Annotated in this window: 15 protein-coding genes, 4 tRNA genes and 1 rRNA gene; 19 read left to right on the top strand and 1 reads right to left on the bottom strand. The window is 52.6% G+C overall.

From position 1 onward, the window contains the following. From rrf to birA, 3 genes are all read left to right on the top strand, one after another. Nucleotides 1-80, top strand: a 5S ribosomal RNA gene (rrf, locus tag MJ923_RS20920); the annotation flags it as partial. A 221-nt stretch (nt 81-301) separates the two neighbouring features. Next, a complete protein-coding gene (murB, locus tag MJ923_RS20345) occupies nt 302-1,315 on the top strand; it encodes a UDP-N-acetylmuramate dehydrogenase (protein WP_240592626.1) in 1,014 nt (337 codons plus the stop codon). Nucleotides 1,316-1,335: 20 nt separating this feature from the next. Then, nucleotides 1,336-2,289, top strand: coding sequence for a bifunctional biotin--[acetyl-CoA-carboxylase] ligase/biotin operon repressor BirA (gene birA, locus MJ923_RS20340; RefSeq protein ID WP_240592625.1), 954 nt, complete (start codon nt 1,336-1,338; stop codon nt 2,287-2,289). Nucleotides 2,290-2,423: 134 nt separating this feature from the next. Here the strand turns inward: birA and coaA are convergent, their stop codons facing one another. Continuing rightward, nucleotides 2,424-3,371, bottom strand: coding sequence for a type I pantothenate kinase (gene coaA / locus MJ923_RS20335; RefSeq protein ID WP_240592624.1), 948 nt, complete (start codon nt 3,369-3,371; stop codon nt 2,424-2,426). A gap of 212 nt (nt 3,372-3,583) precedes the next feature. On the opposite strand from coaA, the gene MJ923_RS20330 reads away from it, so the two are divergent. The 16 genes from MJ923_RS20330 to fusA all read left to right on the top strand — a co-directional run bounded on the left by MJ923_RS20330 (nt 3,584) and on the right by fusA (nt 20,713). Beyond that, nucleotides 3,584-3,659, top strand: a tRNA-Thr gene (locus MJ923_RS20330). Nucleotides 3,660-3,667: 8 nt separating this feature from the next. Beyond that, nucleotides 3,668-3,752, top strand: a tRNA-Tyr gene (locus MJ923_RS20325). A 35-nt stretch (nt 3,753-3,787) separates the two neighbouring features. Beyond that, a tRNA-Gly gene (locus MJ923_RS20320) sits at nt 3,788-3,861 on the top strand. Between the two features lie 14 nt (nt 3,862-3,875). After that, nucleotides 3,876-3,951, top strand: a tRNA-Thr gene (locus tag MJ923_RS20315). Nucleotides 3,952-4,069: 118 nt separating this feature from the next. Next, a complete protein-coding gene (tuf, locus tag MJ923_RS20310) occupies nt 4,070-5,254 on the top strand; it encodes an elongation factor Tu (RefSeq protein WP_126169070.1) in 1,185 nt (394 codons plus the stop codon). 241 nt (nt 5,255-5,495) lie between these two features. Next, nucleotides 5,496-5,867 carry a preprotein translocase subunit SecE gene (gene secE, locus MJ923_RS20305; RefSeq protein WP_126169071.1) on the top strand — a complete coding sequence of 124 codons (372 nt, stop codon included), beginning with the start codon at nt 5,496-5,498 and terminating at the stop codon, nt 5,865-5,867. 4 nt (nt 5,868-5,871) lie between these two features. Continuing rightward, nucleotides 5,872-6,423 (top strand): transcription termination/antitermination protein NusG, encoded by a 552-nt coding sequence (gene nusG / locus MJ923_RS20300; RefSeq protein WP_126169072.1) that lies wholly within the window; start codon nt 5,872-5,874, stop codon nt 6,421-6,423. Between the two features lie 127 nt (nt 6,424-6,550). Then, nucleotides 6,551-6,979 carry a 50S ribosomal protein L11 gene (gene rplK / locus MJ923_RS20295; RefSeq protein WP_126169073.1) on the top strand — a complete coding sequence of 143 codons (429 nt, stop codon included), beginning with the start codon at nt 6,551-6,553 and terminating at the stop codon, nt 6,977-6,979. Nucleotides 6,980-6,983: 4 nt separating this feature from the next. Then, the gene (rplA, locus tag MJ923_RS20290) at nt 6,984-7,685 is read left to right on the top strand and encodes a 50S ribosomal protein L1 (protein WP_126169074.1); all 702 of its coding nucleotides are present in this window, start codon (nt 6,984-6,986) and stop codon (nt 7,683-7,685) included. A 256-nt stretch (nt 7,686-7,941) separates the two neighbouring features. Beyond that, a complete protein-coding gene (gene rplJ / locus MJ923_RS20285) occupies nt 7,942-8,442 on the top strand; it encodes a 50S ribosomal protein L10 (protein ID WP_126169075.1) in 501 nt (166 codons plus the stop codon). A 54-nt stretch (nt 8,443-8,496) separates the two neighbouring features. Then, the gene (gene rplL, locus MJ923_RS20280) at nt 8,497-8,865 is read left to right on the top strand and encodes a 50S ribosomal protein L7/L12 (RefSeq protein WP_240592623.1); all 369 of its coding nucleotides are present in this window, start codon (nt 8,497-8,499) and stop codon (nt 8,863-8,865) included. Between the two features lie 240 nt (nt 8,866-9,105). Beyond that, nucleotides 9,106-13,134, top strand: a complete 4,029-nt coding sequence (gene rpoB, locus MJ923_RS20275) for a DNA-directed RNA polymerase subunit beta (protein ID WP_240592622.1) — start codon at nt 9,106-9,108, stop codon at nt 13,132-13,134. A gap of 85 nt (nt 13,135-13,219) precedes the next feature. After that, a complete protein-coding gene (rpoC, locus tag MJ923_RS20270; protein ID WP_240592621.1) occupies nt 13,220-17,434 on the top strand; it encodes a DNA-directed RNA polymerase subunit beta' in 4,215 nt (1,404 codons plus the stop codon). 175 nt (nt 17,435-17,609) lie between these two features. Next, nucleotides 17,610-17,984: a 30S ribosomal protein S12 gene (gene rpsL / locus MJ923_RS20265; RefSeq protein WP_126169079.1), complete on the top strand. Its 375-nt coding sequence runs from the start codon at nt 17,610-17,612 to the stop codon at nt 17,982-17,984. A gap of 80 nt (nt 17,985-18,064) precedes the next feature. After that, nucleotides 18,065-18,535 carry a 30S ribosomal protein S7 gene (gene rpsG / locus MJ923_RS20260; RefSeq protein WP_126169080.1) on the top strand — a complete coding sequence of 157 codons (471 nt, stop codon included), beginning with the start codon at nt 18,065-18,067 and terminating at the stop codon, nt 18,533-18,535. Between the two features lie 81 nt (nt 18,536-18,616). Continuing rightward, the gene (gene fusA, locus MJ923_RS20255; RefSeq protein WP_126169081.1) at nt 18,617-20,713 is read left to right on the top strand and encodes an elongation factor G; all 2,097 of its coding nucleotides are present in this window, start codon (nt 18,617-18,619) and stop codon (nt 20,711-20,713) included. Nucleotides 20,714-20,743: the final 30 nt, after the last annotated feature.

The following is a 20,743-nucleotide window of genomic DNA, read 5'->3' as shown; positions in this document are numbered from 1 at the left end:
ATTCCGAACTCAGTAGTGAAACGGAGCAGCGCCGATGGTAGTGTGGGGTCTCCCCATGTGAGAGTAGGTCATTGCCAAGCGCCTATTTCTGGTTTCCGCTTTGAAAAGTGAAATCAAACTGAGTTGAAGAGGCTACCCAAGCGGGTGGCCTTTTTGCGTTTGGACCCCTCATAACCTCACAACTGCGGCATTTACGCGCAATCAACGAGATTCCTTGCGGGTTTGGCAGTTTCTGTCTGTCGCTAATGCGCGGAATGCCACCCTTGGTTACAATGGCTTTTTATTCGTGGCGGAAAGCGGTATGCCTGTTTCTCTCAAGTCCTACAATACCTTTGGTATCGATCATCAGTGTGCTGAGCTTATCGAGATCACCGATGCCGCTAAGTTGCCAGCGTTTATTCATGATCTGGATACGCGCGGTCAGTCTTTCTTTGTTCTCGGTGGCGGCAGCAATGTGGTTCTGACATCGGACGTCGATACCACAGTGCTTAAGATGGCAAATAAGGGAATAGACGTGTTCGAGGATAAGTCCGCCTGGTATTTAAGTGTGGCTGCTGGCGAAAACTGGCATGAGCTGGTTAGCTGGACCCTTGAAAAGCAGATGCCGGGGCTTGAGAATCTGGCACTTATTCCTGGCACTGTTGGCGCTGCCCCTATTCAAAACATAGGTGCTTATGGTGTTGAGCTGATGGATGTCTGTGAGTGGGTTGAGTACCTGTCGCTGCCGGAGTGCGTGACTGTCAGGCTGACGGCTGCCCAATGCCAGTTTGGCTACCGAGATTCCATCTTTAAACAGCAGCTTAAGGGTAAAGTGATTATTACCCGGGTTGGCTTTAAGCTGCCTAAGTTGTGGCAGCCTAACCTGAATTATGGCCCGCTGGCTGAGTTTGGCATGGATACAGTGACGCCGAAGATGATCTTCGAGCGGGTAATAGCCGTGCGCTCAGAGAAGCTTCCCGACCCTGCCAAATTGGGTAACGCCGGTAGCTTTTTTAAGAATCCTATTGTGGATGCAGCAACCTTTGCGAGCATAGTAAAGCAGTATCCCGATGCAGTGGCTTACGCCCTGGAAGACGGCCGGATGAAACTGGCAGCCGGCTGGCTGATTGATAAAGCAGGTTTGAAAGGCTTTCGATTGGGCGAGGCCGGCGTGCACGATAAACAGGCGCTGGTACTGGTTAACTTTGGAAAGGCCAGCGGCAAGGATATCCTTAAACTCGCCAAGCATGTTATCGATGAGGTGCATACCCGCTTTGGGGTGCAACTTGAAGCTGAGCCCAATGTGGTGGGTCAATTTTCACTCTTAAACGATTAACCCCGGACAGGGAGTTGCAAATGGAACAGTGGCAACGCAAGCGCGACATCATCGCCATGCTATCAACCCAGGAGTTTGTCTCGGGCGAAGCCCTCGCTGAACGACTTGGTATTTCACGTGCTGCGATCAGTAAGCATATTGATGTACTTGAAACTCTTGGACTCAGTATCTTCAGCGTGAAAGGTCGTGGATATAAGCTGGCAACGCCGGTTTCTTTAATTGATGAGGCTGCACTCAAACAGGGCATTGAGCGGCGCTGTTTCTATTTTGATGACATCCCCAGCACCAATGCCTTTATGTTGTCCCACTCTGATGAGCTGGAAAGCGGCGATGTGTGCATTGCCGAGCATCAGTCTGCGGGGCGCGGGCGTCGAGGCCGCAAGTGGGTGTCACCCTATGGCAGCCATCTGTATTTCTCACTGTTCTGGCGTTTAACCGATGGCATGAGTAAGGCAATGGGGCTGAGCCTTGTTGTCGGCTGCTCCCTAGCCAGGGTACTGGCTGATCTCGGAGTAGATAATATTGGCCTTAAATGGCCAAACGATGTGTATCTCGATGGTCGCAAACTTTCCGGTATCCTGGTGGAGATGAAAGGCCAGGCCGACAGCAATTGTGAGCTTATCATAGGTATTGGGGTAAATATGGCCATGCCGGATGCACAGGGTGAGGCTATTGATCAGCCATGGGCTGATTTGCAGGGCGTTGCCATGCCGGACAAGACCGAATTTGCGATAAAGCTGCAACGTCAGCTACAGGCAGATTTAACCCTGTTTGAGCGCGAAGGGTTGCCAGCCTTTGTAAGTCGCTGGCAGCAAGCGGATCTCTTTATTGGTAAGAAGGTTAACTTGCTGATGGCCGATAAAGTGGAGAGCGGGATTTGCCGCGGAATTGATAGCCAGGGGGCTTTACTGCTGGACATTGAGGGTGAACTGAAGAGCTTCATCGGCGGTGAAATCAGCCTGCGACCCGCCTGATAGAAACTCGCATAAGTCACGAAAGACACGAAAGACACGAAAGACACGAAAGACAATGCCGACTGGGATGCAGATAGTTGTTATCTGCACCTAGGTCGGCATTTTTGTATATTGAGCTATGTGCGAACTGGGGGTTACTTACGCAGCAGTACCCGATTCATCAGGTGATCTTCGCCCTTTTGCAGGATCAGATGGGCGCGCTCGCGGGTGGGTTGAATATTCATCCGCAGGTTAGGGCCGTTAATACTGTCCCAGATCTGCGCCGCAATGTCCCGCGCTGAGTGATCATCGAGACTGGCGTAGTGACGGAAGTAAGAGTTTTCGTCGGCGAAGGCGCCGCTTCTGAACTGCAGGAAACGCTCGATATACCAGTCTTTCAGCAATGACTCATCGGCATCTACATAAATAGAGAAGTCGACGAAATCAGAGACGAATGGACGACGGATATCCACTGGCGAGTCCAGCCCGGTCTGCAGCACGTTCAGGCCTTCCAGGATTAGAATGTCCGGCTTTTCGATGATCTGACGGGTATCCGGCAGGCGGTCATAAATAATGTGCGAATACAGCGGCGCTTCAACCTGTTCCTGACCCGACTTCACCGATGAAACGAAATCAATCAGCATCTTGGTGTCGTAGCTTTCCGGGAAGCCTTTTCGCTGCAGCAATCCCTTACGCTTAAGTTCGGTCAGTGGATACAGAAAACCATCGGTGGTTACCAGATCAACCTTGGGGTGCTCGGGCCACTGTTTCAGCAGCGCCTGCAGAATACGAGCGGTGGTACTTTTGCCCACGGCCACACTGCCAGCGATACTGATGATATAAGGGCTGCCTGACTGATGATTACCCAGGAATTTATTCAACACCACGCCGCGCTGTTGACGGGCGCCCACAATCAGATTAAGCAGGCGGCTCAGCGGCAAGTATATGTCGGTCACTTCAGACAGGGAAATACGTTCATTAATACCACGCAGACGAGCCAAATCGGCCTCTGCCAACGTCAGCGGAACTGAGTTCCTGAGTTCTGCCCAGCGCTCCCGATCGAAATCGAGATAGAGCGCCTGCTGCGCCTGGTTATTAATCATTCAATTTCCTCGCCTTAGGCTGCGCACAGTACAACAGCTATGGCGCATTAACAATAGTTCAACGGCAATTGTCGGCCAGTGGAAGCAATTTGTTGTAATCGCCATCGGAGCGCGTGCAAAAAAGCGCCGCTTGGCACTTTTTTTGGCTGAAATTCGATTTTTCTATTGCAACCCAAGCCACATTTACCTAATATCCGCTACCGAAATGAAGCGCCGGCATAGCTCAGTTGGTAGAGCAACTGACTTGTAATCAGTAGGTCCCGAGTTCGACTCTTGGTGCCGGCACCATTTTGATTGGAGGGGTTCCCGAGTGGCCAAAGGGATCAGACTGTAAATCTGACGGCTCCGCCTTCGAAGGTTCGAATCCTTCTCCCTCCACCATTTTCTAGGTACTAGGTGGCCTACAGTTAGGTTGCGCGGGCATCGTATAATGGTATTACTCCAGCCTTCCAAGCTGATAACGCGGGTTCGATTCCCGCTGCCCGCTCCAAAAAATTAAGAGATGCTGATATAGCTCAGTCGGTAGAGCGCATCCTTGGTAAGGATGAGGTCGGCAGTTCGATTCTGCCTATCAGCACCAGCCTCTCTTAACATGCCGCCTTTTATCTAAACGAACGGTTCGATGTCATTGAGTGACATCGGATTTTTTCTGTATGTGCAGGTTTTCATCACCAAGAATCTTGGACTGAGGCAATACCATGGCTAAAGCTAAATTTGAACGTAACAAGCCCCACGTAAACGTGGGTACCATCGGTCACGTTGACCATGGTAAAACCACTCTGACTGCTGCTATCTCTCACGTGCTGACCAAGACTTTCGGCGGTGAGGCTCGCGACTTTTCTCAGATCGATAACGCTCCAGAAGAGCGTGAGCGCGGTATTACCATCAATACCTCTCACATCGAGTACGATACTGCAACTCGTCACTACGCTCACGTTGACTGCCCAGGTCACGCTGACTACGTGAAAAACATGATCACCGGTGCTGCCCAGATGGACGGCGCTATCCTGGTAGTAGCTGCGACTGACGGCCCAATGCCACAGACTCGTGAGCACATCCTGCTGTCTCGTCAGGTAGGTGTACCTTTCATCATCGTGTTCATGAACAAGTGTGACATGGTAGATGACGAAGAGCTGCTGGAACTGGTAGAGATGGAAGTTCGTGAACTGCTGTCTGAATACGACTTCCCAGGTGATGACCTGCCAGTAATTCAGGGTTCTGCTCTGAAAGCTCTGGAAGGTGACCCAGCTTGGGAATCCAAGATCCTTGAGCTGGCTGAAGCCCTGGATACTTACATCCCTGAGCCAGAGCGTGCTATCGACAAGCCGTTCCTGATGCCAATCGAAGACGTATTCTCAATCTCTGGCCGTGGTACTGTAGTAACCGGTCGTGTAGAGCGCGGTATCGTTAAAGTTGGTGAAGAAGTAGAAATCGTTGGTATCAAAGATACCACCAAGACTACTTGTACCGGCGTAGAAATGTTCCGTAAGCTGCTGGACGAAGGTCGTGCCGGTGAGAACTGCGGTATCCTGCTGCGTGGTACCAAGCGTGATGAAGTTGAGCGTGGTCAGGTACTGTCCAAGCCAGGCACCATCAAGCCACACACCAAGTTCGAATCAGAAGTATACGTACTGTCTAAAGAAGAAGGTGGTCGTCACACTCCATTCTTCAAAGGCTACCGTCCACAGTTCTACTTCCGTACAACTGACGTGACCGGTACCATCGAACTGCCAGAAGGCGTAGAGATGGTAATGCCAGGCGACAACATCAAGATGGTTGTAACCCTGATTTGCCCAATCGCGATGGACGAAGGCCTGCGCTTCGCTATCCGTGAAGGCGGCCGCACTGTAGGTGCTGGTGTAGTAGCCAAGATCCACGAGTAATCTCGTAGACTTGGAAAAAGGCGACCTTAGGGTCGCCTTTTGCTTTTTCCGGCATTTGTGGCCCAACTCGGCGCCTAAGTGGCTGAACTGGCCTTGCTATGCAAGCTGAATAAGAATACAATCTATGGCCGATTTTTGAGCCCCGAAACCGCACTGCGGCTATCCTTGGGGGCGAATTCGGATAGGCGGATCCCAACAGGGGATACCTAGCTCAGGCCGTAGTGAGTAACGGAATTAACCGATGACGACAAATACTGAAAACCAGGGCAGCTCCCTGGATATCGTGAAGTGGGGCGTAGCCATCCTGCTGTTGGCTGCGGCCGTAGTGGGTAACCAGATGTACAGCGAGGCCAGCGTGGTCGTGCGTGCTCTGGGTGTAATTGTGGCGTTTGCCATCGCCGGTTTTGTGGCTCTGCAAACCGAAAAGGGTAAGCAGGCGCTGGCGTTTGCCCGTGAATCTCACATCGAAGTGAAAAAAGTGGTGTGGCCTACCCGTCAGGAAGCCCTGAACACCACCTTCATCGTGCTGGCTGCGACCGGTGTTTTGGCCCTGATCCTCTGGGGTTTGGACGCGCTGCTGCTGAGAATCGTCAATCTGATCACCGGTGTATAACTCGATGACTGAAGCTAAAGAAGCAAAGAAAAGATGGTATGTGGTACAGGCTTTCTCTGGTTATGAGGGGCGTGTAGCCAAGTCTCTGGTCGAGCATATCAAAATGCACGGCATGGAAGAGTACTTCGGTGAAGTACTGGTTCCAACTGAAGAAGTGGTTGAAATGCGTGCCGGTCAGCGTCGCAAGAGCGAGCGCAAATTCTTCCCCGGTTACGTACTGGTGCAAATGGAAATGAACGATGATTCCTGGCACCTGGTTAAGAGCATTCCACGCGTGATGGGCTTTATCGGCGGCACCTCTGACCGTCCTGCGCCTATCACTGACCGTGAAGCCGAAGCCATCCTGCGTCGTCTGCAGGAAACCACTGAGTCTCCGACTCACCGCGTTATGTACGAGCCAGGTGAAGTGGTTCGTGTGGTTGACGGTCCTTTTGCCGATTTCAACGGTACTGTGGAAGAGGTCGATTATGACAAGAACCGCGTGAAGGTCTCTGTTATGATCTTCGGCCGCTCGACTCCGGTAGAGCTGGACTTCAATCAGGTTGAGAAGTCCTGATTAAATAAAGTACAAAATCCGTTTGGCAACGGGTGCGGGTTTCTATATAATCCGCACCCGTTGTTTTCGGGGAGCTGAACCGCATGTTGCGGGTTGGCGTTAGAACCCAAATAGAGGAAATGTCACAATGGCAAAGAAAATTGAAGCTTACATCAAGCTGCAAGTTGCAGCTGGTGCCGCTAACCCATCTCCACCAGTTGGTCCAGCTCTGGGTCAAAAAGGTGTGAACATCATGGAATTCTGTAAGGCCTTTAACGCTCGTACTGAAAAGTTTGAGAAAGGCATGCCGATTCCAGTAGTGATCACTGTTTACAACGATCGCTCTTTCACTTTCGAGACCAAAACTCCTCCAGCATCATTCCTGCTGAAGAAAGCTGCTGGTCTGAAGTCAGGTTCTAGCCGTCCTAACACCCAGAAAGTGGGTACTATCAAGCGCGCTCAGGTTCAGGAAATCGCTGAGACCAAAGCCGCCGATATGACTGGTGCTGACATTGAAGCGATGTCTCGCTCAATCGAAGGTACTGCACGTTCCATGGGCTTGGTAGTAGAGGACTAATACAATGGCAAAGCTGACTAAACGCATGCGCGTAATCCGCGACAAAGTGGATTCAACCAAGGCCTATGACATCAACGAAGCTATCTCTCTGCTGAAAGAACTGGCCACTGCCAAGTTCGTTGAAAGCGTAGACGTAGCCGTTAACCTGGGCGTTGACCCACGTAAATCTGACCAGAACGTTCGTGGCGCTATCGTACTGCCACACGGTACCGGTCGTGACGTGCGCGTTGCCGTGTTCACCCAGGGTGCCAACGCTGAAGCTGCCAAAGAAGCCGGTGCTGAACTGGTAGGTATGGAAGATCTGGCCGAGCAGGTTAAAGCCGGCGAAATGAACTTCGACGTAGTTATTGCTTCTCCAGATGCAATGCGCGTTGTAGGTATGCTGGGTCAAATCCTGGGCCCACGTGGCCTGATGCCTAACCCTAAGACTGGTACTGTAACTCCTAACGTTGCTGAAGCCGTTAAGAATGCCAAGGCCGGTCAGGTTCGCTACCGTAACGACAAGAACGGTATCATCCACACCACCATCGGTAAGGTTGATTTCGATTCTGTTAAGCTGAAGGAAAACCTGGAAGCTCTGCTGGTTGCGCTGAAGAAGCAAAAGCCTGCTGCTGCCAAGGGCCAGTACGTTAAGAAAGTAAGCATTTCCACCACCATGGGTGCCGGTGTTTCTGTTGATCAGGGCACCTTGGAAGCTACTGCTTAATTTTACAAGGGGCGCGCATTAGTCTATAATGCGCGCACTTTTGTGGGTTGAAGCCTGTGTTTTACCTTCGGGTGAGAGCAGGTTTCCGTCCAAGACCGCAGGTGTAACTCATTAGATTTACTTAATTTCCTGCGTAGACGGTGTCAGTCCCCAGTTTAGATTTTTTCTGCTGGATACTCTGCACCGTAAGTCACTCACCCTCGGGTGGGTAGGTAAATTCCGGGGTTTCCCCGGGTAGAATCCAGGAGTATAGCCAATGGCATTAAGACTCGAAGACAAAAAAGCGATTGTTGCTGAAGTCAACGAAGCTGCCAAAGGTGCACTGTCTGCAGTTGTAGCCGATTCTCGCGGTGTAACTGTAGGCGCCATGACCGCTCTGCGTAAAGCTGCTCGCGCCAACGCTGTGTACGTAAAAGTTGTACGTAACACTCTGGCTCGTCGTGCAGTTGAAGGTACTGCTTTTGAGTGCCTGAACGAAGTGTTCACTGGCCCAACTTTGATTGCTTTCTCTAACGAGCACCCAGGTGCCGCCGCACGTCTGCTGAAAGACTTCGCGAAAGAGCAAGCTAAATTCGAAGTTAAAGGTGCAGCTTTCGAAGGGAACTTCATCCCTGCAGCTGACATTGATCGTTTGGCAAAACTGCCAACTTACGAAGAAGCACTGGCACAGCTGATGATGACTATGAAGGAAGCATCTGCTGGCAAGTTCGTTCGTACTCTGGCCGCGCTGCGCGATCAAAAGCAAGAAGCCGCTTAATTTTAAGCTGGCCGCTTGAATTAATTGAATTCAGAACATTAGGAAATTTTTGTTATGTCTATCACTAAAGACCAAATCCTTGAAGCCTTTGCAGCTATGTCTGTAATGGAAGTTGTTGAACTGATCGAAGCTATGGAAGAGAAGTTCGGTGTTTCTGCTGCTGCTGCCGTAGTAGCCGGTGGTGCCGGTGACGCTGCTGCCGTAGAAGAGAAGACTGAGTTCGACGTAGTTATGACCTCTCATGGCGACAACAAGGTAGCTGTTATTAAAGCTATCCGTGGCGCTACCGGTCTGGGCCTGAAAGAAGCCAAAGCTATGGCCGAAGCTGCTCCAGTAGCTGTTAAAGAAGCTGTATCTAAAGAAGAAGCTGAAGCTCTGAAGAAAGAGCTGGAAGAAGCTGGCGCTCAGGTAGAGATCAAGTAAGCTATTCTGTAGCTTACAACATCCGGGAGTGATCCCGGATGGAGGCTGACGGTTTTTTAGCCGTCGGCCTTTTTTGCGCTGTAAGCGCCGGCGATTTTTTTCACCGTTTATCGCCACAGTCTGCAGTCCCTAGCAGTGATTATTGGTTAGGTTCTTGCCTTCAACGGTGATGGGCAAACGTGCTGGATTAACAAAGAGTTAGTTCAGTCTTGGTCACATCTCGCAAGCAAGAGGAAACCCATGGTTTACTCCTATTCTGAAAAGAAGCGTATTCGCAAAGACTTTGGTAAGCGTCCACAGGTGCTGGATATTCCTTACCTGCTGTCGATTCAGTTAGATTCTTTCAAGAAGTTCACCGATCAAGATCCTACCGGTGAGCGCGGTTTGGAAGCCGCCTTCCGCAGCGTTTTCCCCATCAAGAGCTTTTCCGGTAACTCTGAGCTGCAATATGTCAGCTACAAGCTGGGTGAGCCTGTATTTGATGTGAAAGAATGCCAAATCCGTGGCGTTACTTATTCTGCCCCCCTGCGCGTTAAACTGCGCATGGTGCTGTTTGACCGTGAAGCAGCTCCTGGCACGGTTAAAGACATTAAAGAACAAGAAGTCTACATGGGGGATATCCCTCTTATGACTGAAAACGGTACCTTCGTTATTAACGGTACCGAGCGTGTTATCGTATCTCAGCTGCACCGCTCTCCCGGTGTGTTCTTCGACCACGACCGTGGCAAGACTCACTCTTCGGGCAAGGTGCTGTATAACGCGCGTATTATTCCTTACCGTGGTTCCTGGCTGGACTTCGAATTCGATCCGAAAGACGCTCTGTTCGTTCGTATCGACCGTCGTCGTAAGCTGCCTGCGACCATCATCCTGCGTGCCCTCGAGTACTCTACCCAGGACATCCTGGATATCTTCTTTGAGCGCGTAGACTTCAGCATCAAGAAAGATTCTCTGGTGATGAAGCTGCTGCCTGAGCGTCTGCGTGGCGAAACCGCCAGCTATGACATCAAAGACTCTGAAGGCACCCTCGTGGTTGAGAAGGGTCGTCGCATCACTGCGCGTCACATCCGCCAGCTGGAAAAAACCAACACCACTGAACTGGAAGTACCGGTTGAGTACATCGTTGGTAAGATTGCAGCTCAGGACTACATCGATCCGGATACCGGCGAAGTACTGCTGACCGCCAACAACGAAGTACGTCTGGAAGATCTGGCTCAGCTGTCGCTGGCCGGCATCAAGGATATCTCCACGCTCTACATCAACGAGCTGGATCACGGTGCCTACATTTCTGACACCCTGCGTATCGATTCCACCACCAACCGCCTCGAGGCGTTGGTTGAAATCTATCGCATGATGCGTCCTGGCGAGCCACCAACCAAGGATGCTGCCGAAGCCCTGTTCCAGAACCTGTTCTTCAGCGAAGAGCGTTACGACCTGTCTAAAGTAGGTCGTATGAAGTTCAACCGTCGTCTGGAAATTGCCGATGACGTGGGCACTGGCGTACTGTCTAACGACGATATCGTTGCGGTGATGAAGAAGATCATCGAAATCCGTAACGGCAACGATGAAGTGGACGATATCGACCACCTGGGTAACCGTCGTATCCGTAGCGTTGGCGAAATGGCCGAAAACCAGTTCCGCGTAGGTCTGGTACGTGTTGAGCGCGCTGTACGTGAACGTCTGTCTCTGGGCGACCTGAACGAGCTGATGCCTCAGGATCTCATCAACGCCAAGCCAATTTCGGCCGCGGTGAAAGAGTTCTTCGGTTCTTCTCAGCTGTCTCAGTTTATGGACCAGAACAACCCGCTGTCTGAAGTAACCCACAAGCGTCGTATTTCGGCCCTGGGTCCAGGCGGTCTGACCCGTGAGCGTGCCGGCTTCGAAGTGCGAGACGTGCACCCTACTCACTACGGTCGTCTGTGTCCAATTGAGACCCCTGAAGGTCCAAACATTGGTCTGATCAACTCGCTGGCTACTTTCGCTCGCACCAACTCTTACGGCTTCCTGGAAACTCCATACCGTAAAGTAGTTGATGGCGTAGTAACCGACGACGTGGAATACCTGTCTGCCATCGAAGAAGGCCGCTATGTGATTGCACAGGCCAACATCGAACTGGACAACGAAGGCCGCATCCTGGAAGAGCAGGTTGCCTGTCGTCATAAAGGTGAATCTACCTTTATGCGCGCCTCTGACATCCAGTACATGGACGTATCGCCACAGCAGATCATCTCTGTTGCTGCTTCTTTGATTCCGTTCCTGGAACACGACGATGCTAACCGCGCACTGATGGGCGCGAACATGCAACGTCAGGCCGTTCCAACCCTGCGCGCAGAAAAGCCGCTGGTAGGTACCGGTATCGAACGCGCACTGGCTGTGGACTCCGGCGTAGTAGTAGCCGCCAAGCGTGGCGGTGTGATCGATTACGTTGATGCCAGCCGCATCGTGGTTAAGGTGAATGAAGATGAGCTGCGCCCAGGCGAAGCCGGTATCGACATCTATAACCTGACCAAGTACACCCGTTCTAACCAGAACACCTGTATCAACCAGCGTCCATGCTGCCAGGTAGGCGATCCTATCGTTCGTGGCGACGTACTGGCTGACGGTCCTTCTACTGACCTTGGTGATCTGGCTCTGGGTCAGAACATGCGCGTGGCGTTCATGCCATGGAACGGTTACAACTTCGAAGACTCCATCCTCATTTCTGAGCGTGTAGTTCAGGACGACCGTTTCACCACTATTCACATTCAGGAACTGTCCTGTATCGCCCGTGACACCAAGCTCGGCAGCGAAGAGATCACCGCTGACATCCCTAACGTGGGTGAGTCTGCGCTGTCTAAGCTGGACGAGTCAGGTATCGTTTACATCGGTGCCGAAGTGAAAGGCGGTGACATTCTGGTTGGTAAGGTAACGCCAAAAGGCGAAACCCAGCTGACCCCTGAAGAGAAACTGCTGCGCGCCATCTTCGGTGAGAAGGCTTCTGACGTTAAGGACAGCTCACTGCGCGTGCCTAACTCAGTAACTGGTACTGTAATCGACGTTCAGGTATTTACCCGTGACGGCGTTGAGAAAGACAAGCGTGCCATCGAAATCGAAGAGATGCACATCGCTCAGGCCCGTAAGGACCTGTCTGAAGAGTTCAAGATCCTCGAAGAAGGCGTTCTGAGCCGTGCCCGTGGTCTGCTGCTGGCCGGTGGTTACACCGAAGCTCAGCTGGATGCCATCCCACGCAAGGAACTGCTGACTCAGGTTATCGATGACGAAACCAAGCAGACCGAACTTGAGCAACTGGCGGAACAGCACGAAGAGCTGAAAGCCGACTTCGACAAGAAGTTCGAGCACAAGCGTCGCAAGATCACCCAGGGCGATGACCTGGCTCCAGGCGTACTGAAGATCGTTAAGGTTTACCTGGCGGTTAAGCGTACCATCCAGCCTGGTGACAAGATGGCGGGTCGTCACGGTAACAAGGGTGTGATCTCCAAGATCTGTCCTATCGAAGACATGCCATACGACGAGCAAGGCAACCCAGTGGATATCGTACTGAACCCACTCGGTGTACCGTCTCGTATGAACATCGGTCAGGTACTGGAAGTTCACATGGGTGCTGCTGCCAAGGGTATTGGTAACCGCATCAGCGCTATGCTCGAAGAGCAGCGTGAACTGGCCGAACTGCGCGATTACATCAAGCAGGCTTACGAGCTGGGTGAAACCCAGCAGAAAGTGGATATCGACTCCTTCACCGATGAAGAAGTTATCCGCCTGGCCAAGCACCTGAAAGACGGTCTGCCAACTGCGACTCCTGCGTTCGACGGCGCCAAAGAGAAAGAGATCAAGCAGATGCTCGAACTCGCCGGCCTGCCGACTTCTGGTCAGCTGAAGCTGTTTGATGGTCGTACCGGCAACGCCTTTGAGCGTGATGTAACCGTGGGTTACATGTACATGCTCAAGCTGAACCACTTGGTAGACGACAAAATGCACGCCCGTTCTACCGGCTCTTACAGTCTGGTTACCCAGCAGCCTCTCGGCGGTAAAGCCCAGTTCGGTGGTCAGCGTTTCGGTGAGATGGAAGTGTGGGCCCTGGAAGCATACGGTGCTGCGTACACCCTCCAGGAAATGCTCACTGTTAAGTCCGATGACGTGAACGGCCGTACTCAGATGTATAAGAACATCGTGGACGGAAACCACCAGATGCAACCTGGTATGCCTGAGTCCTTCAACGTACTGCTGAAGGAGATCCGTTCGCTCGGTATCAACATCGAGCTGGATCAAGAGTAACAGGGCGCCAAACGCGTTTGGCAATTAACACGGTGTCCCGCCCGGCAGGACGGGGCACCTGGTTTAACTCCTTCAGGAGAGAAACGTGAAAGACTTATTAAAGTTTCTGAAACAGCAGGGTAAGACCGAAGAGTTTGAAGGCATCAAGATCGGTCTGGCTTCTCCCGACCTGATCCGTTCATGGTCTTTTGGTGAAGTGAAAAAGCCAGAAACCATCAACTATCGTACCTTCAAGCCTGAGCGCGAAGGTCTGTTCTGTGCCCGCATCTTCGGTCCTGTGAAGGACTACGAGTGTCTGTGTGGTAAGTACAAGCGTCTCAAGCACCGTGGTGTTATCTGTGAGAAGTGTGGCGTTGAAGTCACTCAGACCAAGGTACGTCGTGAGCGTATGGGTCACATCGAACTGGCCAGCCCAGTTGCTCACATCTGGTTCTTGAAATCACTGCCGTCCCGTATCGGTCTGATGCTGGATATGACGCTGCGTGATATAGAGCGCGTGCTGTATTTCGAATCTTATGTGGTTATCGAGCCAGGCATGACCAGCCTGGAGCGCGGTCAGATGCTGACCGAAGAAAACTACCTGGATTCTCTGGAAGAGTACGGTGATGAATTCGAAGCCAAAATGGGCGCCGAAGCCGTACTGGATCTGCTGCGTGCCATCGACCTCGAGAAAGAAATCGAGCAGATGCGCGAAGAGCTGCCATCCATCAACTCTGAGACCCGTCGCAAGAAAGTGACCAAGCGTCTGAAGCTGATGGAAGCCTTCTACACTTCTGGCAACAAGCCAGAGTGGATGATCCTGAAAGTGCTGCCAGTTCTGCCACCGGACCTGCGTCCTCTGGTACCTCTGGACGGCGGCCGCTTTGCGACTTCCGATCTGAACGATCTGTATCGCCGTGTGATCAACCGTAACAACCGTTTGAAGCGTCTGCTGGATCTGGCTGCGCCAGACATCATCGTACGCAACGAAAAGCGTATGCTGCAGGAATCTGTGGATGCGCTGCTGGACAACGGTCGTCGCGGCCGTGCCATTACCGGTTCCAACAAGCGTCCTCTGAAATCCCTGGCCGACATGATCAAGGGTAAGCAGGGTCGTTTCCGTCAGAACCTGCTCGGTAAGCGTGTTGACTACTCTGGCCGTTCGGTAATTACCGTAGGTCCTACCCTGCGTCTGCATCAGTGCGGTCTGCCAAAGAAAATGGCACTCGAGCTGTTCAAGCCCTTCATCTACGGCAAGCTGGAAGGTCGTGGCCTGGCCACCACCATCAAAGCCGCCAAGAAGATGGTAGAGCGTGAAGTTGCTGAGGTGTGGGACGTACTGGATGAAGTGATCCGCGAACATCCAGTGATGCTCAACCGTGCACCAACACTGCACCGTCTGGGTATTCAGGCGTTCGAACCTGTACTGATCGAAGGTAAGGCAATCCAACTGCACCCACTGGTGTGTGCGGCATACAACGCCGACTTCGACGGTGACCAGATGGCGGTACACGTACCTCTGACTCTGGAAGCCCAGCTGGAAGCCCGTGCGCTGATGATGTCTACCAACAACATCCTGTCGCCAGCTAACGGTGAACCAATTATCGTTCCTTCTCAGGACGTGGTATTGGGTCTGTACTACATCAGCCGTGAACGTGTAAACGGTCGCGGTGAAGGTATGGCGTTCGAGTCTGTTGCCGAAGCTGAAAAAGCCTATCGCGTAGGTGCTGCCGAGCTGCACGCCCGCGTGAAAGTACGTATTACCGAAACCATCGTGGGTGAAAACGGTGAGCGTACCAAACAGCGTCGTATCGTTGATACCACTGTTGGTCGTGCCATCCTGTCGCAAATCCTGCCAGCCGGTCTGTCTTTCGACCTGGTGAACCAGGACATGGGCAAGAAGCAGATCTCCAAGTTGCTGAACACCTGTTACCGTCAGCTGGGTCTGAAAGATACCGTTATCTTCGCTGACCAACTGATGTACACCGGTTTCCACTACGCCACCATCTCTGGTGCGTCTGTGGGTATCAACGACATGGTGATCCCGGAAGAGAAGTACACTCTGGTTGCCGACGCCGAAGCCGAAGTTATCGAGATCCAGGAGCAGTTCCAGTCTGGTCTGGTAACCGCCGGTGAGCGTTACAACAAGGTGATCGACATCTGGGCAAGCGCCAACGAGAAGGTGTCCAAGGCCATGATGGAAAACCTGTCTACCGAGACAGTGATTAACCGTCAGGGCGAAGAAGAAAAGCAGAAGTCGTTCAACAGCATCTACATGATGGCCGACTCAGGCGCGCGGGGTAGTGCCGCTCAGATCCGTCAGCTGGCGGGTATGCGTGGTCTGATGGCCAAGCCAGACGGCTCCATCATCGAAACGCCCATCGTGGCGAACTTCCGTGAAGGTCTGAACGTACTGCAGTACTTTATCTCTACCCACGGTGCTCGTAAGGGTCTGGCGGATACCGCACTTAAGACTGCGAACTCAGGTTACCTGACTCGTCGTCTGGTGGATGTGGCCCAGGATCTGGTGATCATCCAAGACGACTGTGGCGCGACCGAAGGTCTGTCCATGAAGCCGCTGATTGAAGGTGGTGACGTGGTTGAGCCGCTGCGTGAGCGCGTACTGGGCCGTGTGGTTGCCGAAGACGTGTTCTACCCAGGTACCGACGAAGTGCTGGCGCCTCGTAACACTCTGCTGGACGAAGCCTGGTGTGACAAGCTCGAACAGCACAGCGTTGACGAAGTACAGGTTCGCTCAGTAATTACCTGTGAAACCGACTTTGGTGTGTGTGCCAAGTGTTACGGCCGCGACCTGGCCCGTGGCCACATCATCAACATGGGTGAAGCCATCGGTGTGGTTGCTGCCCAGTCAATCGGTGAACCAGGTACACAGCTGACGATGCGTACGTTCCACATCGGTGGTGCGGCATCTCGAGCGTCTGCCGAAAACAGCGTACAGGTGAAGAACGCCGGTACTCTGAAGCTGCACAACGCCAAGTACGTTACCAACAGCGACGGCAAACTGGTTATCGTATCTCGTTCTTCTGAGCTGGCCATCATCGATGAGCTGGGTCGTGAGAAAGAGCGCTACAAGGTGCCTTACGGTACCGTGCTTGACACCAAAGAAGGTGCCGAGGTGAATGCAGGCCAGATCATTGCGAACTGGGATCCGCACACTCACCCAATCATCACTGAAGTGGCAGGTAGCATTAAGTTCGTAGACATGATTGACGGTGTAACCATTACCCGTCAGACCGACGAACTGACCGGTCTGTCTTCAATCGTGGTACTGGACGTGGGTCAGCGTACCTCTGCCGGTAAAGAAATGCGTCCAGCAGTTCGTCTGGTAGATGACAACGGCAACGACCTGACTATCCCAGGCACCGACGTTCCAGCGCAGTACTTCCTGCCTGGCAACGCGATTGTGAACCTGGACGACAACGCCAAGATCAGCGTGGGTGACGCCCTGGCACGTATTCCTCAGGAATCGTCCAAGACCCGCGACATCACCGGTGGTCTGCCACGGGTTGCTGACTTGTTCGAAGCCCGTCGTCCAAAAGAGCCTGCGATCCTGGCCGAAATCAGCGGTACTATCTCCTTCGGTAAAGAAACCAAAGGTAAGCGCCGTCTGGTTATCACCCCGAACGACGGTGGCGATGCTTACGAGGAAATGATTCCTAAGTGGCGTAACCTGAACGTGTTCGAAGGTGAAAAGGTTGAGCGTGGTGAAGTTATCGCCGACGGCCCAGAGTCAGCCCATGACATTCTGCGTCTGCGTGGCATCCACAACGTGGCCAACTACATCGTGAACGAAGTACAGGACGTTTACCGTCTGCAGGGTGTGAAGATCAACGACAAGCACATCGAGGTGATCATTCGCCAGATGCTGCGTAAGTGCATCATCACCCAGGCCGGTGATTCTGAGTTCCTGGAAGGTGAACAGGTAGAAGTGGCTCGCGTGAAGATTGCCAACCGCGATCTGGAAGCTGCCGGTAAGCTGCCAGCCAAGTTCGAACGCGAACTGCTGGGTATTACCAAGGCGTCTCTGGCGACTGAGTCCTTTATCTCTGCGGCCTCGTTCCAGGAAACCACCCGCGTTCTGACCGAAGCGGCTGTTGGCGGCAAGTCCGACAACCTGCGCGGTCTGAAAGAGAACGTGATTGTGGGTCGTCTGATCCCGGCTGGTACCGGTTTCGCGTACCACACCAACCGCGCCAAGGCGCGTGCTGCGGGTGAAGAAACTGCGGCTCCGACCATCACTGCCAGCGAAGCTGAGCAGAACCTGGCGGATCTGCTGAACCTGGCCGGTAGCCAAGAGTAAGTTACTGCTCTGTGAAAAAGGCGCCGAAAGGCGCCTTTTTTGTCGGTAAATCGGTCCATAAGTTGGCTATTTCTTGACAGTTTGCGCCGACCTTTCTAAAATTCCGCGTCCCACTACTGTGGGATTAGATTTTTACACCCTTACGTTGAGCTTTTTCAACTAAACGGAGCAAAACATGGCAACTGTAAACCAGTTGGTACGTAAGCCACGTGCACCAAAAGTCGACAAGACTAATGTGCCTGCACTGGAAGCGTGCCCACAAAAGCGTGGTGTTTGTACTCGTGTGTACACCACCACCCCAAAGAAACCAAACTCTGCACTGCGTAAAGTAGCTCGTGTGCGTTTGACCAACGGTTTTGAAGTTACTTCATATATCGGCGGTGAAGGCCACAACCTGCAGGAGCACAGTGTGATCCTGATCCGTGGCGGTCGTGTTAAAGACCTGCCAGGTGTTCGTTATCACACCATTCGTGGCGCTCTGGACTGTGCTGGCGTTAACGCTCGCCGTCAGGCTCGTTCTAAGTACGGTGCCAAGCGTCCTAAGTCTTAATGGTTATCCGTTAAGTAAGGCCAAGCTTTTTTTTAAAAACTTCCAGTTTTGGAAATACCTGAAGCATACGGAGAATTGTTATGCCAAGACGTCGCGTAGTAGGTCAGCGCAAAATCCTGCCTGATCCAAAGTTCAATAGTGAGTTGCTGGCTAAGTTCATCAACGTCATTATGCAAGACGGTAAGAAATCCGTCGCAGAAAAAATCATTTACAAGGCTCTGGATGTAGTTGCCGAGAAGAAAGGCGAAGACCACCTGGTGGTTCTGGAAGCCGCTCTGGACAACGTTCGTCCTGCCGTGGAAGTTAAGTCCCGCCGTGTTGGTGGTTCTACTTACCAGGTTCCTTGTGAAGTCCGTCCAGTACGTCGCAACGCTCTGGCGATGCGCTGGTTGGTTGAAGCTGCTCGTAAGCGTGGTGAAAAATCTATGGCTCTGCGCCTGGCAGGTGAACTGCTGGATGCATCCGACAACAAAGGCACTGCAGTGAAGAAGCGTGAAGACGTTCACCGCATGGCCGAAGCGAACAAAGCGTTCGCTCATTACCGCTGGTAATAAAAATGGCGAGGACTGCCTCGGCAGTCCTCGCCGCTACGGATTTTGCCGGAAACTATTCCGGTATAGAGGATTATTATCGTGGCTCGTACAACTCCCATTGAGCGCTACCGTAACATCGGTATTTGTGCTCACGTTGACGCAGGTAAGACGACTACCACCGAACGGGTGCTGTTCTATACTGGCCTGTCTCACAAAATCGGTGAAGTACACGATGGTGCCGCGACCACTGACTGGATGGTTCAGGAGCAGGAACGTGGTATTACCATTACCTCGGCTGCCGTAACCACCTTCTGGCGCGGTATGGACGCCCAGTTCACCGAACACCGCATCAACATCATCGACACCCCCGGACACGTTGACTTCACCATTGAAGTAGAGCGCTCTTTGCGCGTACTTGACGGTGCAGTAGTAGTGTTCTGCGGCGCCTCCGGCGTTGAGCCTCAGTCTGAGACTGTATGGCGTCAGGCCAACAAGTATGGCGTACCGCGCATGGTGTTCGTTAACAAGATGGACCGTGCCGGTGCCGACTTCGATCGCGTATGCAACCAGATCCGCAAGCGTCTGGGGGCGACCTGTGTGCCTATCCAATTAAACATTGGTGCGGAAGAACACTTCAAAGGCGTGATTGACCTTATCAAGATGAAAGCCATCAACTGGAACGAAGCGGACCAGGGGATGACCTTCACCTATGAAGACATTCCTGCGGATTTGGTGGATAAAGCCACTGAAATGCGCGAGTACCTGGTGGAAAGTGCCGCCGAAGCCTCAGAAGAGCTGATGGAAAAGTACCTGGAATCAGGCGAACTGACCGAAGCTGAAATCAAGGCCGCACTGCGTCAGCGTACCATCAACAACGAAATCGTTCTGGCCACCTGTGGCAGCGCCTTCAAGAACAAAGGCGTGCAAGCAGTGCTGGATGCCGTTGTTGAGTATCTGCCGGCTCCAGTCGACGTACCTGCCATTAAGGGTATCGACGATGATGAGAAAGAAGTTGAGCGTCATGCCGACGACAACGCGCCTTTCTCTGCGCTGGCATTCAAGATTGCTACTGACCCATTCGTGGGTACCTTGTGCTTTATCCGCGTTTACTCAGGCGTACTGGAATCCGGTGCCTCTGTGTACAACTCAGTGAAGCAGAAGCGTGAGCGTATCGGTCGTATCGTGCAGATGCACGCCAACGATCGCACTGAGCTCAAAGAAGTGCGTGCCGGTGATATCGCCGCCGCCATCGGTCTGAAAGAAGTGACCACAGGGGATACCCTGTGTGACTCAGACAACAAGGTGATCCTCGAGCGTATGGAGTTCCCAGAGCCCGTGATCACTATTGCCGTGGAGCCACGCTCCAAGGCGGACCAGGACAAGATGGGTATCGCGCTGCAAAAGCTGGCTGCTGAAGATCCGTCTTTCCGGGTAGAAACCGATGCAGAATCAGGTCAGACTCTGATCTCAGGTATGGGTGAACTACACTTGGACATTATCGTTGACCGTATGCGTCGCGAATTTAATGTTGAGTGTAACGTGGGTAAACCTCAGGTTGCCTACCGTGAAACCATCCGTGCCAAAGTCGAAGCCGAAGGTAAGTTCGTACGTCAGTCCGGTGGTCGTGGTCAGTTTGGTCACGTCTGGTTGCGTATCGAGCCCAACGAAGAAGGCGCCGGCTATGAATTTGTCAACGAAATCGTGGGTGGTGTGGTTCCCAAGGAATACATCCCTGCCGTTGACAAGGGTATCCAGGAACAGATGAAGAACGGTGTTTTGGCCGGCTTCCCTGTGCTGGACGTGAAGGTCACCCTGTTCGATGGTTCCTACCACGATGTGGACTCGAACGAAATGGCCTTCAAAGTTGCAGGTTCAATGGGCTTCAAAAAGGGCGCACTCGAGGCGAAACCTGTGTTGCTCGAGCCTTGCATGAAGGTAGAAGTAACCACTCCAGAAGATTACATGGGTGACGTAGTAGGTGATCTGAACCGTCGTCGTGGTCTGATTGAAGGTATGGATGACGGCGTCGGTGGCGTTAAGATAGTCCATGCCGTGGTGCCTCTGTCTGAAATGTTTGGATATGCGACTGATTTGCGCTCTGCAACTCAGGGTCGTGCGTCATACTCCATGGAGTTTTATAAGTACGCCGACGCGCCGCAGAACATTGCAAAGGCAGTTATTGAAGCCCGCAGCTGATGTCCAGCAAGGGTGTAACTGTTAAACTAA

The organism is Shewanella zhuhaiensis (assembly GCF_022484835.1).
GTDB classification, from domain to species: Bacteria; Pseudomonadota; Gammaproteobacteria; order Enterobacterales; family Shewanellaceae; genus Shewanella; species Shewanella khirikhana.
Note: the sequence above shows the minus strand (reverse complement) of the source record. Positions and strands in the feature narration are given on the sequence as shown.